This window comes from Micromonospora sp. NPDC002717 (genome assembly GCF_040295705.1).
Classification (GTDB): Bacteria; Actinomycetota; Actinomycetes; order Mycobacteriales; family Micromonosporaceae; genus Micromonospora.
Genome location: NZ_JBEOVW010000010.1, coordinates 112,687 through 127,161 on the forward strand (window position 1 = coordinate 112,687; position 14,475 = coordinate 127,161).

The window sequence follows — 14,475 nt, forward strand, 5'->3', positions numbered from 1 at the left end:
CGTCGCGTTGACCTGGGGACCGGGGGTGTGGCAGCATTCGCGGCCTGACGGCAGTGAAGGAAGCCGGTGTGATTCCGGCGCGGTCCCGCCACTGTCACCGGGGAGCGATCCCCCCTCGTGAGTCACGGCCGTGCGTGCGCGGTTGGAAGACCGGGGGTGAGCGTCGATCCGGGAGCCAGGATACTTCGGCCGTCGGGAGTGACCCCAGGGCGTGGATACCCGAGGAGGACCCGATGACGCACCGCGTCTCCGCCATCGACGATCATCGTCGCATCGTGCCCGGCCGCGCCAGCGCGCCGGCGAGCAGCCGCGTTTCCGTAGCCCCGTCCGGCCGCCGCGCCGCGCGTCCGGCCGGCCGTGGTGTGCCCGCCCCCGGCCGCCCCGCAGCGGTCGGACGCGTCGCCCGTCCCTGACGCCCGCACCGCGCCGCCCGATCCCGCCGGCCCGCCGGTGAGCCGCTTCCCGGCCCGCCGTACCCGCTGAACCGCGCCCACCCCTCGTACCGCCCGATCGTCCTCGCGTCGATCCGGGCGTCACTCTCCGGAGCCGTCCGTGCGCATCCTGCTGCTGTCCACCGCCGACACCGACCTGCTCGCCGCCCGCGCCAGCGGCGCCGACTACCGCCTCGCCAACCCCGCCCGGGTCGCCGCCGACGCCGTGCCCGCGCTGCTCGACGGCGTGGACCTCGCGGTCGTACGCCTGCTCGGCGGCCGGCAGGCGTGGCCGGACGGGCTCGCCACGGTGCTGGCCTCCGGCGTGCCCACGGTCGTGCTCAGCGGCGAGGCCCTGCCGGACGCGGAACTGATGGCGGCCTCCACCGTCCCCGCCGGGGTGGCCACCCAGGCGCTGGCCTACCTGGTCGAGGGTGGCCCCGGGAACCTCGCCCAGCTCGCCCGGTTTCTCTCCGACACGGTGCTGCTCACCGGGGAGGGGTTCGCCCCGCCCGCGCCGACCCCGACGTACGGCGTCCACGGTGACCGTCCCGTGCGGCCCGACCGGCCGACCGTCGGGATCGTCTTCTACCGGGCGCACGCCCTCGCCGGCAACACCGGCTTCGTCGACGCCCTCGCCGACGCCGTCGACGCGGCCGGCGGCAACCCGCTACCGATCTTCTGCGGCTCGCTGCGCGGCCTCACCGCCGGCGCGGGACCGCTCGGGCTCTTCGGCCGCTGCGACGCCCTGCTGGTCACCGTGCTCGCCGCCGGCGGCACGGTCGCCGCCGACGCCTCCGGCGGGGGCGACGAGGACGCCTGGGACGTGGGGGCGCTCGCCGCCCTCGACGTGCCGGTGATCCAGGCGCTCTGCCTCACCAGCACCCGCGAGCAGTGGGCCGGCAGCGACGCCGGACTGTCCCCGCTGGACGCCGCGATGCAGGTGGCCATCCCCGAGTTCGACGGCCGGATCGTCACCGTGCCGTTCTCGTTCAAGCGGATCGACGCCGACGGGCTCTCCAGCTACGTCGCCGACCCGGAGCGGGCCGCCCGGGTGGCCGGCATCGCCGTGCGGCACGCCCGGCTGCGGCACGTGCCCAACGCCGACAAGCGGCTCGCGGTCGTGCTCAGCTCCTACCCGACGAAGCACTCCCGGGTCGGCAACGCCGTCGGCCTGGACACCCCGGCCTCGGCCGTCCGGCTGCTGGCCGCCCTCGCCGAGGCCGGCTACCACCTCGGCGACGCCCCGGTGCCCGACGACGGGGACGCGCTCATCCACGCCCTCATCGCCGCCGGGGGACACGACGTCGAGTGGCTCACCCCGGAACAGCTCGCCGCCGCCGAGGCGCGGGTGCCCGGGGGGACGTACCGGCGCTGGTTCGACCAGGCGCCGGCGGAACTGCGGGAGCGGATGCTCGCCCACTGGGGGGAGCCGCCCGGCGGGCTCTACACCGACGGCGGGGACATCGTGCTGGCCGGGCTGCGCTTCGGCAACGTGGTGCTGCTGATCCAGCCGCCGCGCGGCTTCGGCGAGAACCCGATCGCCATCTACCACGACCCGGACCTGCCGCCCAGCCACCACTACCTGGCCGCGTACCGCTGGCTGGCCGCGCCCGCCACCGACGGCGGCTTCGGCGCGGACGCGGTGGTGCACCTGGGCAAGCACGGCACCCTGGAGTGGCTGCCCGGCAAGGGTCTCGGGCTGGCCGCCGACTGCGCCCCCGACGCCGTCCTCGGCGACCTGCCGCTGGTCTACCCGTTCATCGTCAACGACCCCGGCGAGGGCACCCAGGCCAAGCGCCGCGCGCACGCCGTCGTCGTCGACCACCTGGTGCCGCCGATGGCCCGCGCCGAGACGTACGGCGACCTGGCGAAGCTGGAGCAACTCCTCGACGAGTACGCCACCGTGCAGGCGCTCGACCCCGCCAAGGTGCCCACCGTGCAGGCGCAGATCTGGGCCCTGGTGCGCGCCGCCGAGCTGCACCACGACCTGCACGCCGAGGACATGCCGGCCGCCGAGGACTTCGACGACTTCGTGCTGCACCTCGACGGGTACCTCTGCGAGGTCAAGGACGTGCAGATCCGCGACGGCCTGCACATCCTCGCCGCCGCGCCCACCGGCGAGCCCCGGGTCAACCTCGTCCTCGCCGTGCTGCGCGCCCCGCAGGTCTGGGGCGGCGCCCGCGCCCTGCCCGGCCTGCGCCAGGCCCTCGCCGCCGCGTACGGGCTCGACGAGCAGGCGCTGCTCGCCGCGCCGGGCCAGCGGCTGGCGCTGCCCGAGGCGCTGACCGACACCGTCGACGGGCCGGCCGGCACCGCCGCCGACGCCGTCGACCTGATCGAGGCCCTCGCGCGCCGGCTGGTCGTCGGCATGGAGACCCTCGGCTGGGACGCCGACAAGGTCGACGCCGTGGTCGAGGAGGTCACCGGCCGGGCCGTCCCGGACGCCGCCGCCGTGCTCCGCTTCGCCGCCACCGAGCTGGTGCCCCGGCTGGACCGCACGACCGACGAGATCGACCGGGTGGTGGGCGCGCTCGACGGGCGGTTCGTGCCGCCCGGCCCGTCCGGCTCGCCCACCCGGGGCCTGGTCAACGTGCTCCCCACCGGCCGGAACTTCTACTCCGTCGACCCCAAGGCGATCCCCAGCCGCAACGCCTGGGACGTCGGGGTGGCCCTGGCCGACTCGCTGCTCGCCCGGCACCTCGCCGACACCGGCGAGTACCCGCGCTCCGTCGGCCTGACCGTCTGGGGCACCAGCGCCATGCGCACCCAGGGCGACGACGTCGCCGAGGTGCTCGCGCTGCTCGGCTGCCGCCCCACCTGGGACGACCGCTCCCGCCGGGTCACCGGCGTCGAGGTGGTGCCGCCGGCCGAGCTGGGCCGCCCCCGCGTCGACGTCACCGTGCGGATCTCCGGCTTCTTCCGGGACGCCTTCCCGCACGTGGTCGCGCTCATCGACGACGCGGTGCGGCTGGTCGCCGCCCTGGACGAGCCGGCCGAGCAGAACTTCGTCCGCGCACACGTCGCCGCCGACCTCGCCGAGCACGGCGACGAGCGGCGGGCCACCGCCCGCGTCTTCGGCTCCAAGCCGGGCGCGTACGGGGCCGGGCTGCTGCCGCTGATCGACTCCCGTAACTGGCGCAGCGACGCCGACCTCGCCGAGGTGTACGCCGTCTGGGGCGGCTACGCCTACGGCCGGGGGCTGGACGGGCGGGAGGCGCGCGCCGACATGGAACGCTCCTTCGCCCGGATCGCGGTGGCGGTGAAGAACCAGGACACCCGCGAGCACGACATCGTCGACTCCGACGACTACTTCCAGTACCACGGCGGGATGGTGGCGATGGTCCGTCACCTCACCGGCGCCGCCCCGGCCGCGTACGTGGGGGACTCGGCGATGCCGCACGACGTGCGCACCCGCACCCTCGGCGAGGAGACCCGGCGGGTGTTCCGGGCCCGGGTGGTCAACCCGAAGTGGATCGCCGCGATGCGCCGGCACGGCTACAAGGGCGCGTTCGAGCTGGCCGCGACCGTGGACTACCTGTTCGGCTACGACGCCACCGCCGGCGTCGTCGACGACTGGATGTACGAGCACCTCGCCGCCGCGTACGTCTTCGACGAGACCACCCGGGAGTTCCTGGAGCAGTCGAACCCGTGGGCGCTGCGCGGCATCACCGAGCGGCTCCTCGAGGCGGCCGACCGGGGCCTGTGGGCCGCGCCCGAGCCGACCACCCTGGACCGGCTCCGCGAGACGTACCTGGCCAGCGAGGGCGACCTGGAGGACCGCTCATGACCACCTACCCGTTCAGCGCGGTGCTGGGCATGGACGACATGCGGCTCGCCCTGCTGCTCAACGCGGTCTCCCCGGCGATCGGCGGGGTGCTCGTCCGCGGCGAGAAGGGCACCGCCAAGTCGACGGCCGTGCGGGCCCTGGCCGCGCTGCTGCCGCCCGTGGACCGGGTGGCCGGCTGCCGCTTCGCCTGCGACCCCGCCGCCCCCGACCCGTCCTGCCCGGACGGCCCGCACCCCGACGGGCCGGCCGCCGAGCGGCGTCCCGCCCGGCTGGTGGAGCTGCCGGTCGGCGCGGCCGAGGACCGGGTGGTCGGCTCGCTCGACCTGGAGAAGGCGCTCGGCGAGGGCGTCCGCGCCTTCGAGCCGGGCCTGCTCGCCGCCGCCCACCGCGGCGTGCTCTACGTCGACGAGGTCAACCTGCTCCACGACCACCTGGTGGACCTGCTCCTCGACGCCGCGGCGATGGGCCGTTGCCACGTGGAGCGGGAGGGCGTCTCGGTCAGCCACGCGTCCCGGTTCCTGCTGGTCGGCACGATGAACCCGGAGGAGGGGGAGCTGCGCCCGCAGCTGCTGGACCGGTTCGGGCTGACCGTGGAGGTCGGGGCCAGCCGCGACCCGGCCGTACGCGTCGAGGTGGTCCGCCGCCGGCTCGCCGCCGACGCCGACCCGGCCGGCTTCGCCGCCCGCTGGGCCGACGCCGACGCGCAGGTCGCCCGCCGGGTCGCCGCCGCCCGGCAGCGGCTGGAGCGGGTGCTGCTGCCCGACGCCGCACTGCGCCGGATCGCCGAGGTGTGCGCGGCGTTCGACGTGGACGGCATGCGCGCCGACATCGTCACCGCCCGCACCGCGCTGGCGCACGCCGCCTGGCACGGCCGGGACGTGGTCACGGTGGAGGACGTCCGGGTCGCCGCCCGGCTGGCGCTGCCGCACCGCCGCCGCCGCGACCCGTTCGACACGCCCGGACTGGACGAGAAGCGCCTCGACGAGGCCCTGGACCGGGCCGGCGACGACGATCCCGACGACCCGGGCGGCCCCGGCGGTCCCGGCGACGGCCCGTCCGGCGGACCCGACGGTCCCGGCCCGCACGGCGGCCGGGGCGGCCCCGGCCGCACCCCGGACGACGGCGGCTCCGGCGGGACACCGCCGGCCGGTCGCGACGAGCCGGCCCCCGGGCGCGGCGAGGCCGCCGACGGGGACGGCGGCGACGGCCCGGTGCCCGACAGCGGCGACCCGGCGCAGGGCCGGTACGACGACGACCCGCCCGGCCCGGCCGACGGAGGCCCGGTCGACGGCGGCGGTCCCGGGCCGACCGGCTCGGCGGACGGCCGGCCCGGCGCCGGCGGGCAGGCGGTGGCCGTACCCCGGCAGGGGCTCAAGGCACGGCTACTGACCGCGCCCGGGATCGGCGACGGGGTGCCCGGCCGACGCTCCCGCGCCCGCACCGGGCGGGGCCGCACCACCGGGGCGCGGGTGCCGGCCGGCCGGGCCGGCGTGCTGCACCTGCCGGCGACCCTGCGGGCCGCCGCCCCGCACCAGGGCGCCCGGGGGCGCGTCGCCGGGCCGCTGCGGCTGCGCCCCGACGACGTCCGCGAGGCCGTCCGCGAGGGACGCGAGGGAAACCTGGTGCTCTTCGTGGTCGACGCCAGCGGCTCGATGGGCGCCCGGGCGCGGATGGCCGCCGTCAAGGGCGCCGTGCTCGCCCTGCTCACCGACGCCTACCAGCGCCGGGACAAGGTCGCGGTGGTCGCCTTCCGGGGAGCCGCCGCACAGACCCTGCTGCCGGCCACCTCCTCGGTGCTCGCGGCCTCGACGCGGCTGGCCGAGCTGCCCACCGGCGGGCGTACGCCGCTGGCCGAGGGGCTGCTCGCCGCCGCCGACCTGCTGCGGGTGGAGCGGCTGCGCGATCCGCGCCGCCGCCCCCTGGTACTGGTCGTCACCGACGGCCGCGCCACCGCCGGGGAGCGCCCGCTCGACCGGTCGGCCCGCGCGGCGGCCGTGCTCGCCGCCACCGGCGCCCCCTGCGTCGTCGTGGACTGCGAGAGCGGCCCCGTCCGCCTCGGCCTGGCCCGCCGCCTCGCCGCCCAACTCGGCGCCGACCACCACCGGCTCGACGAGGTCGCCACCGCCCCCCTCACCGACCTCGCCGCCGCCACCGCCGTGGCGCAGAACAGGAGTGTTGCCTGATGCCGCAGGGAAAGCCGTCCCACGTGCCCGCCGACGGGTTGACCACGCGGCAGCGACGCAACCGGCCGCTGCTGCTGGTCCACACCGGACAGATGAAGGGGAAGTCGACCGCCGCGTTCGGGCTGGCGCTGCGCGCCTGGACCGCCGGGCTGCCGATCGGGGTGTTCCAGTTCGTCAAGAGCGCCAAGTGGCGGGTGGGCGAGGAGAACGCCTTCCGCGCCCTCGGCGAGGTGCACGAGCGCACCGGGCAGGGCGCCCCGGTGGCCTGGCACAAGATGGGCGAGGGCTGGTCCTGGATCCAGCGTGGCGGCGAGGCCGACCACGCCGCCGACGCCCTGGAGGGCTGGCGGCAGATCCAGCGCGACCTGGCCGCCGAGCGCTACGGCCTGTACGTGCTCGACGAGTTCACCTACCCGATGAAATGGGGCTGGGTGGACGTCGACGAGGTGGTCGACACCCTCGTGAACCGCCCCGGGTTCCAGCACGTCGTCGTCACCGGCCGCGACGCCGACCCGCGCCTGGTCGACGCCGCCGACCTGGTCGCCGAGCTGACGAAGGTCAAGCACCCGATGGACGCCGGCCAGAAGGGCCAGAAGGGCATCGAGTGGTGACGGTCGAGCCGGGGGCGCCGTGGGCGCTGCCCCGGGTGGTGGTCGCCGCACCCGCCAGCGGGCACGGCAAGACCACCGTCGCCACCGGGCTGCTCGCCGCGCTGCGCCGCCGTGGCCTGGCCGTCAGCCCGCACAAGGTCGGCCCGGACTACATCGACCCCGGCTACCACGCGCTCGCCGCCGGTCGCCCCGGCCGCAACCTCGACCCGTGGCTGGTCGGCGAGGAGCGGATCGCGCCGCTGCTGCGGCACGGCGCCGCCATCCCCACGCCCGCCGACATCGCCGTGGTCGAGGGGGTGATGGGGCTGCACGACGGCGCGGTCGGCCGCCGCGGGTACGCCTCCACCGCGCACGTCGCCCGGCTCGTCGACGCGCCGGTGCTGCTGGTGCTGGACACCACCGCGCAGGGCCGTTCCGCCGCCGCGCTCGCCCTGGGCATGGCCGCGTTCGACCCCGGCGTGCGGATCGGCGGGGTGATCCTCAACCGGGTCGGCTCTCCCCGGCACGAGTCCCTGCTGCGCGACGCCCTCGCCGAGGTGGGCGTGCCGGTGCTCGGGGCGGTCAGCCGCGCCGCCGAGGTCGCCGCCCCGGCGCGCCACCTCGGGCTGGTGCCCGTCGCCGAGCGGGCGCCGGAGTCGCTGGCCATCGTGGCCGCCCTCGCCGATCTCGTGGCGTCCACCGTGGACCTCGACGCGGTGCTCGACCTGGCCCGCACCGCCGGGCCGCTGACCGCGCCCGCCTGGGACCCGGCCGCCGCCGTCGGCGGCCCCGCCGGCGGCGAGCGTCCGGTGGTCGCGGTCGCCGGTGGGCCCGCCTTCACCTTCTCCTACGCCGAGACCGCCGAGCTGCTCGCCGCCGCCGGCGCCGCCGTCGTCCCCTTCGACCCGCTGCGCGACGCCGGCCTGCCCGCCGGCACCCGCGCGGTGGTCGTCGGCGGCGGCTTCCCCGAGGCGTACGCGCCGCAGCTCGCCGACAACGCCACGCTCCGCGCCGAGCTGGCCGGTTTCGACGGACCGGTCGTCGCCGAGTGCGCCGGGCTGCTCTACCTCGGCCGGTCCCTCGACGGCGTGCCCATGTGCGGCCGGCTCGACCTCACCGCCCGGATGACCGACCGGCTCACCCTCGGCTACCGGGACGCCGTCGCCGTCACCGGCTCCCCGCTGCACCGTCCCGGCGACCCGGTACGCGGCCACGAGTTCCACCGCACCGCCACCGACCCGGGGCACGGCGACCGGCCGGCGTGGCGCTGGGACGGCGCCGACCACGGCTTCGTCGCCGGCCGGGTGCACGCCTCCTACCTGCACACCCACTGGGCCGGGCACCCGCACGCCGCCCGCCGCCTGGTCGAGGCGGCGAGCCGGTGAGCGCGCAGGATCACGGCGAGCGGGTGGCCGGGCACGACGGCGGCGAGCCGGTGTGCGCGCGCGGCGGGACGCCGGGCGGGGACGGCTGCACCGCGACGCTGACCGGGGTGGGGGTCGGTCCCGGCGACCCGGAACTGCTCACCCTCCGGGCGGTCCGGGTGCTGGCCGAGGCCGACCTCGTGTTCGTACCGGTGATGGACCGTCTCGCCGCGGACGGCGACGCGCCGCCCGGGCGGGCCGAGACCACCGTGGCCGCGCACGTCGCGCCGGACCGGCTGCGCCGGCTGCCGTTCGCCCTCGACGACCGGGGCGGGGTGACCGCGCGCCGGGAACGGGCGTGGGACGAGGCCGCGCGGGCCGTGGTGGAGGCGGTCGACGGCGGCGCCCGCGCCATCGCCTTCGCCACCATCGGCGACCCGAACGTCTACTCCACCTTCGGCTACCTGGCGCAGACCGTCCGCGCCCGCCGCCCGGCGGTCGAGGTGCGCACGGTCCCCGGGATCACCGCCATGCAGGACCTGGCGGCGCGCAGCGGCGTCCCGCTCTGCGAGGGACGGGAGCCGCTGACCCTGCTGCCGGCCACCGCCGGGCTGGCGCTCTTCGCCGACGCGCTCGCCGGTCCCGGCACCGTCGTGGCCTACAAGGGCTGGCGGCGGCACGCCGATCTGGTCGCCGAGCTGCGCCGGCAGGGCCGCCTGGGCGATGCCGTGCTGGGCCGGGGCCTCGGGCTGCCCGACGAGCGGATCGGCCCCGTCGCCGACGCCGCCGACGACCTGCCGTACCTGTCGACGCTGCTGGTCCCCGCCCGCCGGGACCGTAGGGGAGGAAAGCTTTGACCACCGAGCCGATCACGGACCGCGCCGACGACGGCGGGCCGACCAGCACGGGCAAGGTGTGGTTCGTCGGGGCCGGCCCCGGCGCGGCCGACCTGCTGACCCTGCGCGCCGCCCGGGTGATCGGCGCGGCCGACGTGGTGGTCTGGGCGGCCAGCCTGGTGCACGCCGACGTGCTCGCCCACGCCCGCCCCGACGCGGAGATCGTCGACTCGTCGCGGCTGCCGATCGAGGGGGTGCTGCCGCTCTACCGGCGGGCCGCCGCCGAGGGGCTGACCGTGGCGCGGATCCACTCCGGCGACCCGGCGCTGTGGGGCGCGGTGCAGGAGCAGCTCGACCTGTGCCGGGCGCTCGGGCTGGCCGTCGAGATCGTCCCGGGCGTCTCGTCGTTCACCGCCGTCGCGGCGATCGTCGGTCGGGAGCTCACCATTCCCGAGGTCGCCCAGTCGGTGATCCTGACCCGGCTCGAGGGCGGCAAGACCCCGATGCCGCCGGGCGAGCGGGTCCGCGAGTTCGCCCGGCACGGCACCACCATGGCGCTGTTCCTCTCCGCCGCCCGCTCCGGGCAGGCGCAGGCCGAGCTGCTGGCCGGCGGCTACCCGCCCGACACCCCGGTCGTGGTGGCGTACCAGGCGACCTGGCCGGACGAGTTGGTGGTGCGGTGCGCCCTCGGCGACCTGGAGGCCACGGTCAAGGAGCACAAGCTCTGGAAGCACACCCTCTTCCTGGTCGGCCCGGCGCTCGCCGCCGCCGGCACCCGCTCGCACCTCTACCACCCCGGCCACTTCCACACGTTCCGGCGGGCCGAGCCGGCCGCCCGCGCCGACCTGCGCCGCGCCCGGGCCACCGGCGGGACGGCGGGGGACGGACACGCCGGATGACGTACGCCGAGCCGCCGCTGCGCGAGCCGGACCTGCCGCGTACGGCGAAGGTCCGGCCCACCGCGCTGCGCACGGGCTGGACCACCGGCGCCTGCGCGACGGCGGCGGCGAAGGCGGCGGTGACCGCCCTGGTCACCGGCGTGCCGCAGCGGGAGGTGGAGATCGGGCTGCCCGCCGGCCGCCGGGTCCGCTTCCCGGTGGCCCGCTGCGAGGTCCACGCCGGCACGTCGGCGGAGGCCGTGGTGGTCAAGGACGCCGGCGACGACCCCGACGTCACGCACGGCGCCGAGCTGACCGTCACCGTCGGCTGGCGGGACGTGCCCGGGCTGCGGCTCGACGGCGGGCCGGGCGTCGGCACGGTCACGAAGCCGGGTCTCGGGCTGCCCGTCGGCGGGCCGGCGATCAACGAGACCCCGCGCCGGATGATCGGCCAGGCCGTCGCCGAGGTGGTCGACCTGGCCGAGGTGGGCGTCCGGGTGGTGGTCAGCGTGCCGCGCGGCGAGATCATGGCCCGCAAGACCACCAACCGGCGGCTCGGCATCCTCGGCGGCATCTCCATCCTCGGCACCACCGGCATCGTGCGGCCGTTCTCCACCGCCTCCTGGCGGGCGAGCGTGGTGCAGGCGGTGCACGTGATGGCCGCCCAGGGGGAGCGGACGGTGGTGCTGTGCACCGGCGGGCGTACCGAGCGGGCCGCCCGCGCGCTGCTGCCGGAGCTGCCCGAGGTGTGCTTCGTCGAGGTCGGCGACTTCACCGGCGCGGCGGTCACCGCGGCCGTCGGCGACCGGATGACCGGGGTGGTCTTCGTCGGGATGGCCGGCAAGCTGGCGAAGCTCGCCGCCGGCATCCTGATGACCCACTACACCCGGTCCAAGGTGGACCTGTCCCTGCTCGGCGACGTCACCGCCGAGGCGGGCGGCGACCCCGACCTGGTGGCGGCGGTCGCCGCGGCGAACACCGGGCGGCACGCGTACGAGCTGTGGGAGGCCGCCGGGTTGCTCGATGCCGCCGGTGACCTGCTCTGCCGGCGGGTACGCCAGGTGCTGCTCCGGTTCGCCGGGAACGCGGTCACCGTCGACGTGGCGATGGTGGACTTCGCGGGCGACCGGGTCGTCGCCTCGTCGGGCCGGTGGGCGGCGTGACCGGAAGCCCACCCGCCGGGGGCACCGGGCCGGCCGTGACCGTGGTGGGGATCGACGCCGGAGGGGGGCCGCCGCACCCCGCCGCCGCGCCCGCGCTCGCCGGGGCCCGGCTGGTGGTGGGCGCGGCCCGGCACCTGGCCGCCGTACGCCTGCCGGCCGGCGCCGACACCGTCGCCCTCGGGCCGCTCGCGCCGGCGCTGGACCGGCTGGCCGCCGCCGTCGCCGCCGGAACGGACGCGGTCGTGCTGGCCAGCGGGGATCCCGGGCTGTTCGGCGTCGTCCGGCGGCTGCGGGCGGCCGGGCTGCCGCTGCGGGTGCTGCCGGCCGTGTCCAGCGTGGCCGCCGCGTTCGCCCGCGCCGGGCTGCCCTGGGACGGCGCGGCCGTGGTCACCGCCCACGGCCGGGACCCGCGACCGGCGCTGAACGCCTGCCGGGCGCTGCCCGCCGTCGCGGTGCTCACCGCCCCCGGCGCCGGGGCCGCCGAGCTGGGCGCCGGTCTGGACGGCTGGGCCCGCCGGCTGGTCGTCGCCGAGCACCTCGGCACCGACGCCGAGCGGCTCACCGAGACCACCCCCGAGATGGCCGCCGCCCGCGCCTGGGCCGACCCGCACGTGCTGCTCAGCCTCGCCGGGGAGCCCGGGGCCGCCGGGATGCGGGCGGACAACCAGCCGGCCGCCGCGCCGGCCGGCGGGTGGGCGCTGCCCGAGTCCGCCTACGCGCACCGCGACTCGATGATCACCAAGTCGGAGGTACGCGCCCTCGCCGTGGCCCGGCTGCGCCCCCGCCTCGGCCGGCTGGTCTGGGACGTCGGCGCGGGCAGCGGCTCGGTCGGCATCGAGTGTGTCCTGCTCGGCGCGGCCGTGGTCGCCGTCGACCGCGACCCGGCGGCGCCGGTCCGCGCCAACGCCGCCCGGCACGGCGTCGACGTCAGGGTGGTGGTCGGCGCCGCCCCCGGGGCGCTGCGCGGGCTGCCCGACCCGGACGCCGTCTTCGTCGGGGGTGGCGGCACCGACGTGCTCGCCGCCGTGGCGCACCGCCGGCCGGACCGGGTGGTGGTGACCCTCGCCGCCGTCGACCGGGTCGCCCCGGCGGTCGGGCTGCTGCGCGCCGGCGGCTACGCCGTGGAGGGCGTCCAGCTCTCCGCCGCCCGCCTCGCCGACCTGCCCGGCGGATCCATTCGACTCGCGGCCACCAACCCGGTGGTCGTCCTCACCGGGGAGCGCCCGTGAACCATCCGACCACCACCACGGACCAGCCGACCCGGATCGGCCTGGTCGCCGCCACCGCCGCCGGGCGGCGGCACGCCCGTACCCTCGCCGACGCCTGGCCGCAGGCCCGCCTGGTCACGGCGGACACCGTCGCGGACGCGCTGCGCGCCGCCTGGGCCGAGTGCGACGCGGTGGTGGCGTTCCTGGCCACCGGGGCGGTGGTGCGCATCCTCGCGCCGCTGCTCGGCGACAAGCACACCGACCCGGCCGTGGTGGTGGTCGACGAGGCGGCCCGGCACGCGGTCGCGCTGCTCGGCGGGCACGCCGGGGGCGCCAACGACCTCGCCGGGCGGGTCGGCGCGGTGCTCGACGCGCGGCCGGTGGTCACCACCGCCAGCGACGCCGTCGGCCTGCCCGGGCTGGACACGCTCGGCTGGCCCGTCGAGGGCGCCGTCGCCGCCGTCGGCCGCGCCATCCTCGACGGCGAGCCGGTCACCCTCGTCGCCGACGCCGCCTGGCCGCTGCCCGCCCTGCCCGACAACGTGCGCCCCGCCCCGGCGCCGGTCGCGCCCGCCGACCCGGCCCCGCCGGCCGCCCCGCCCGGCCCCGGTGCGCCGGTCGGCCCGGCCGGGTCAGGGGAGGCGGCCGGCGGCGGGTACCGCCTGCTGGTCACCGACCGGGTGGTGCCGCTCGACGACCGAACGGCCGTGCTGCGGCCCCCGTCGCTGGTCGCCGGGGTGGGGGCCAGCCGGGGCGTGCCCGCCGCCGAGGTGCGCGGCCTGCTCGACCGGGTGCTCGCCGAGGCCGGCCTCAGCCCGGCCAGCCTGCGGCACCTGGCCAGCGCCGACATCAAGGCCGACGAGGCGGGCATCCGGGCGACCGCCGACGCGCTCGGCGTACCCCTGGTGACGCATCCGGCGGCGGAGCTGGCGGCGGTCGACGTGCCGCACCCCAGCGAGGTGGTCCGCGCCGCCGTCGGCACCCCCAGCGTCGCCGAGGCGGCGGCGCTGCTCGGCGGCGACGCCGCGCTGCTGGTGCCGAAGACCGCGACGGCGATGGCCACCGTGGCGGTCGCCCGGCACGCCCCGCGCGGCCGGCTGGCGATCGTCGGCCTCGGGCCCGGCGCGCCCGACCTGCGCACCGCCCGCGCGGTGGCCGAGCTGCGCCGCGCCGCCGTGGTCGTCGGCCTCGACCAGTACGTCGACCAGGTCCGCGACCTGCTCCGCCCCGGGACCCGGGTGCTCGCCAGCGGCCTGGGCGCCGAGGAGGAACGGGCCCGGGCCGCCGTCGCCGAGGCCGTGGCGGGTCACGCCGTCGCGCTGGTCGGCTCCGGCGACGCCGGCGTGTACGCGATGGCCAGCCCCGCCCTGGAGTACGCCGACGAGCGGATCGACGTGGTCGGGGTGCCCGGGGTGACGGCCGCCCTCGCCGCCGGCGCCCTGCTCGGCGCGCCGCTCGGCCACGACCACGCCTACCTGAGCCTGTCCGACCTGCACACCCCGTGGGAGGTCATCGCGCGCCGGGTGGCCGCCGCGGCCGAGGGCGACTTCGTGGCGCTGCTCTACAACCCGCGCAGCCGCGCCCGCGACTGGCAGCTCGGCGCGGCGCTGGAGGTCTTCGCCGCGCACCGGCCGCCCGACACCCCGGTCGGGGTGGTGCGCAACGCCAGCCGACCCGACGAGCGGGTGCACCTGGCCACCCTGGCCGACCTCGACCCGGCGCTGGTCGACATGTACAGCGTCGTGGTGGTGGGCAGCAGCCAGACCCGGGTGGTCGCCGGCCGGATGGTCACCCCTCGGGGGTACCGGTGGCGGCGGTGACCATCGGCGCCTGCCAGGGCTGCGGCGCCTGCCTGCTCACCTGCCCGACGCACGCCATCCGACCGGTGCCCGGCGGCCTCGCCGTCCGCGCGGACCGCTGCACCGGCTGCCTGGAATGCCTGGAGATCTGCCCGGTGGACGCCATCCGCGCCACCGGCACCGACGAACGTGGAGGAAGCCGATGAGTTCGACCGCGGTCAGCGCCGCACCCC

At 77.9% G+C, this 14,475-nt stretch carries 9 protein-coding genes, 1 pseudogene and 1 riboswitch; all 10 genes and pseudogenes read left to right on the plus strand.

Features of this window, described 5'->3' with window-relative positions; all coding sequences use genetic code 11:
• Window positions 1–56 precede the first annotated feature (56 nt).
• A riboswitch (cobalamin riboswitch) is annotated at window positions 57–186 on the plus strand.
• Between the two features lie 366 nt (window positions 187–552).
• Complete coding sequence (gene cobN, locus ABT006_RS17220; protein ID WP_350707408.1) at window positions 553–4,221, plus strand: cobaltochelatase subunit CobN; 3,669 nt, start codon at window positions 553–555, stop codon at window positions 4,219–4,221.
• A complete protein-coding gene (locus ABT006_RS17225) occupies window positions 4,218–6,404 on the plus strand; it encodes a VWA domain-containing protein (protein ID WP_350707410.1) in 2,187 nt (728 codons plus the stop codon). Before cobN ends, ABT006_RS17225 begins: the two co-directional genes overlap by 4 nt.
• Window positions 6,404–7,015 carry a cob(I)yrinic acid a,c-diamide adenosyltransferase gene (gene cobO / locus ABT006_RS17230; protein WP_350707412.1) on the plus strand — a complete coding sequence of 204 codons (612 nt, stop codon included), beginning with the start codon at window positions 6,404–6,406 and terminating at the stop codon, window positions 7,013–7,015. Before ABT006_RS17225 ends, cobO begins: the two co-directional genes overlap by 1 nt.
• Complete coding sequence (locus tag ABT006_RS17235; protein ID WP_350707414.1) at window positions 7,012–8,379, plus strand: cobyrinic acid a,c-diamide synthase CobB; 1,368 nt, start codon at window positions 7,012–7,014, stop codon at window positions 8,377–8,379. The genes cobO and ABT006_RS17235 overlap by 4 nt, the downstream gene beginning before the upstream one ends.
• A gap of 50 nt (window positions 8,380–8,429) precedes the next feature.
• Window positions 8,430–9,215 (plus strand): precorrin-2 C(20)-methyltransferase, encoded by a 786-nt coding sequence (gene cobI / locus ABT006_RS17240; protein ID WP_350707659.1) that lies wholly within the window; start codon window positions 8,430–8,432, stop codon window positions 9,213–9,215.
• Window positions 9,212–10,093, plus strand: a complete 882-nt coding sequence (cobM, locus tag ABT006_RS17245) for a precorrin-4 C(11)-methyltransferase (RefSeq protein ID WP_350707416.1) — start codon at window positions 9,212–9,214, stop codon at window positions 10,091–10,093. Before cobI ends, cobM begins: the two co-directional genes overlap by 4 nt.
• Window positions 10,090–11,235, plus strand: a complete 1,146-nt coding sequence (locus ABT006_RS17250; RefSeq protein WP_350707417.1) for a cobalt-precorrin-5B (C(1))-methyltransferase — start codon at window positions 10,090–10,092, stop codon at window positions 11,233–11,235. The genes cobM and ABT006_RS17250 overlap by 4 nt, the downstream gene beginning before the upstream one ends.
• Window positions 11,232–12,464: a precorrin-6y C5,15-methyltransferase (decarboxylating) subunit CbiE gene (gene cbiE, locus ABT006_RS17255; protein WP_350707419.1), complete on the plus strand. Its 1,233-nt coding sequence runs from the start codon at window positions 11,232–11,234 to the stop codon at window positions 12,462–12,464. The genes ABT006_RS17250 and cbiE overlap by 4 nt, the downstream gene beginning before the upstream one ends.
• Complete coding sequence (gene cobJ, locus ABT006_RS17260) at window positions 12,461–14,263, plus strand: precorrin-3B C(17)-methyltransferase (RefSeq protein WP_350707421.1); 1,803 nt, start codon at window positions 12,461–12,463, stop codon at window positions 14,261–14,263. The genes cbiE and cobJ overlap by 4 nt, the downstream gene beginning before the upstream one ends.
• Window positions 14,251–14,474 (plus strand): annotated as a pseudogene (locus tag ABT006_RS17265) (DUF362 domain-containing protein); the annotation flags it as partial. The gene cobJ and the pseudogene ABT006_RS17265, both read left to right, overlap by 13 nt.
• Window position 14,475: the final 1 nt, after the last annotated feature.

Excerpts from the sequence above, each read along its gene's own strand:
- ABT006_RS17250 (WP_350707417.1), top strand. The coding sequence starts at position 10,090 with ATGACGTACGCCGAGCCGCCGCTGCGCGAGCCGGACCTGCCGCGTACG.
- cobO (WP_350707412.1), top strand. The coding sequence starts at position 6,404 with ATGCCGCAGGGAAAGCCGTCCCACGTGCCCGCCGACGGGTTGACCACG.
- ABT006_RS17225 (WP_350707410.1), top strand. The coding sequence starts at position 4,218 with ATGACCACCTACCCGTTCAGCGCGGTGCTGGGCATGGACGACATGCGG.